3 protein-coding genes are annotated in these 2,304 nt (G+C 71.1%); 2 read left to right on the forward strand and 1 reads right to left on the reverse strand.

Features of this window, described 5'->3' with window-relative positions; all coding sequences use genetic code 11:
• Positions 1 to 811 (forward strand): transposase (locus ACK586_RS25270; RefSeq protein WP_409333290.1); only part of this gene is annotated, 811 nt, incomplete at its 5' end.
• Here the strand turns inward: ACK586_RS25270 and ACK586_RS25275 are convergent.
• Positions 766 to 1,323 carry a GAF domain-containing protein gene (locus ACK586_RS25275; protein ID WP_409333291.1) on the reverse strand — a complete coding sequence of 186 codons (558 nt, stop codon included), beginning with the start codon at positions 1,321 to 1,323 and terminating at the stop codon, positions 766 to 768. The genes ACK586_RS25270 and ACK586_RS25275 overlap by 46 nt on opposite strands.
• Before the next feature lie 512 nt (positions 1,324 to 1,835).
• On the opposite strand from ACK586_RS25275, the gene ACK586_RS25280 reads away from it, so the two are divergent.
• Complete coding sequence (locus ACK586_RS25280) at positions 1,836 to 2,144, forward strand: hypothetical protein (RefSeq protein WP_409333292.1); 309 nt, start codon at positions 1,836 to 1,838, stop codon at positions 2,142 to 2,144.
• The last annotated feature ends 160 nt before the right edge of the window (positions 2,145 to 2,304 follow it).

The following is a 2,304-nucleotide window of genomic DNA, read 5'->3' on the forward strand; positions in this document are numbered from 1 at the left end:
CGTCGTCGAGCTCGACCGACCCAAGCGCCCGGCCCGCCGCGCCGGCGCCAAGTCCGACCCCATCGATGCCGAGCGCGCCGCCCGCGATGCGCTGGCCCGCACCCGGCTGGCCCAGCCCAAGACCGGGCCCGAGCGGGCCGCGCTGCAGATGCTCCTGACCGCACGACGCGCCGCGGTCGAGGGCGCTACCGATGCGCAACGGCAGCTGCAGGCGATGGTCATCACCTCTCCCGAGCCGGTGCGGGCCCGATTCCGCGGGCAGACCACTCGCACCATGATCACTACAGCCGCCGGGCTGCGCCCGACCAGCAGCAGCGGCGACATCGCCGTCATCACCGCCCTCACGGTGCTGCGCGAGCTGGCCCGACGGATCCGCTTTCTGGAGGCCGAAGCGCTCGACCACGAGAAGGCCATCCGCGCCATCGTGCGGTCCTGGCGGCCGGACCTGCTCGCACTGACCGGAGTCGGCCCGATCGTGGCCGCCACCGTGCTCACCGCCTGGTCCCACCCCGGCCGCTGCCGCAACGACGCCGCCTTCGCCATGCTCGCCGGCGCCGCCCCGATCCCAGCGTCCTCGGGCAAGACCGTCCGCTACCGGCTCAACCGCTCCGGCGACCGCCAACTCAACCGGGCCCTGCACACCGTGACCATGACCCGCTTGCAACGCGACGAACGCACCCGCGCCTACGCCGACCGCCGCCGAGCTGAAGGCAAGACTGATCGAGAGATCAAACGCTGCCTCAAGCGCTACATCGCCCGAGAGCTCTATCGACGCCTGGAGCACCCGGCTTCAGCCCTTGACGCGGCATAGGAGCGTCCGATCAGGTCCCGGCTGGCGACCGCGGCCCGCAGGTGCTCCTCCGTCTGGGCGCCGGCCAGCGCGATCGAGCCATGACTGGCGAACACCAACCCGATCGACTCCGACTCCTCGTCGAAGGCGTGCGGCTCATGGGCGTAGAGGTTCAGCGCGCCCAGCGTGCTGCCGGTGACGAACAGCTGGAACGACAGCATGCTGCCCACGCCCATGCCGGCAGCCTCGGCGGCGAACCGCGGCCACCGGTCCTCCGCGCGGATGTCGTCGATGCGGACGGTCTCCTCCTCGTAGATCGCGTCCAGGCACGGCCCCTCCCCGAGGCGTTCCTGCAGTTCGTCGATCTGACGTGGCAGGTCGCCGGTCGGTGCACGGTTCTCGACCTTGCGACGCTCGATCACCAGGGTGATGCCGCCCTCATCGGCGCCGGGGACCGAGCGCACCGCCGCGGTGGTGATGGCCTCCAACGTCGCGCCGACGTCGCCGTGCTCCTCCTGCAGCGAGCGGGCCACCTGGCCCATGATCTCGCTCAGGTTGGAGCCCGCGCCGTCCTCACCCCGACCGCTCCCGGAGGCCGGCGCCGGGCGCTGTTCCTCGCCGCTCTGCACCGAACGGTCGGCCCGATCCGGACCGTCGTTCACCCACCCCACGGTAGGCCGAACGGGCCGGGTTGGGCAGTCCGTGGAAATACCCGTCAGGTCACGCGGAGGACCGTACGGAGGGCCGCCGGTCACGCAGCGAGGACGCGCCCGCGATCGACCGGCGCGGCCCATCCGTCACGCGCACCCCTGGCGCGCCGCCTCACCGACCACGGCGCCGAAATGCGCGTAGCGTGCGGAGCACAGAGTCGGGCCCATGCTCACGGCGAGTTGGCGCCGTTCAGACGACCGGCTCCCGGCGGCCGCCCACCGGGGCCGCTGGCGTTCTCGTCCCGGCTTTCCGCTCGTGGGCGGTCGACGACGCCACTCCCTGGACTGCCGCGAGGTTCGACCCCGCAGCCCTCTCCGCGAAGCGGAGCCCCATCGTGTCCACACCCGATCCTGGTGGCGAGTCCTCGTCGATTCGCGCCTGCTCGTTGACCGGCCTCGCCTGGCGGCTGGGCGCCCTGCCTCTCAGCGACCTGTGGTGGCGCTACATCGAGATGGGCGGCAATCATTCACAACCCACGCTCGCCGCCTACCTCACCGGAACCACCGCCTGGCCCGCCACCGAACACAACGCCCTGGCCCACGCCCTCAACGAGTGCCTGTGGGAGTTCGGCTGCGCCAGCCTGGCCCCGTACCGAACGCCCGACGAAAGCGGGGCCTCTCTGCTCTGGGCGGACCTCTCCTGACCAGCGTCCCTAAAGCCGCCTTTAGAGACACGTGGCCTGCCACCGCTCGGCACGGAGAAGGTGGGGTGTACCAACGATCTTGGACACGTCCTCTGAACTGAGAGGATGCGTTCATGCCCGAGCAGCGGAGGAAGTTCAGTCCGCAGTTCAAGGCTGAAGC

Source organism: Trujillonella humicola, assembly GCF_046233715.1.
GTDB lineage: Bacteria > Actinomycetota > Actinomycetes > Mycobacteriales > Geodermatophilaceae > Trujillonella > Trujillonella humicola.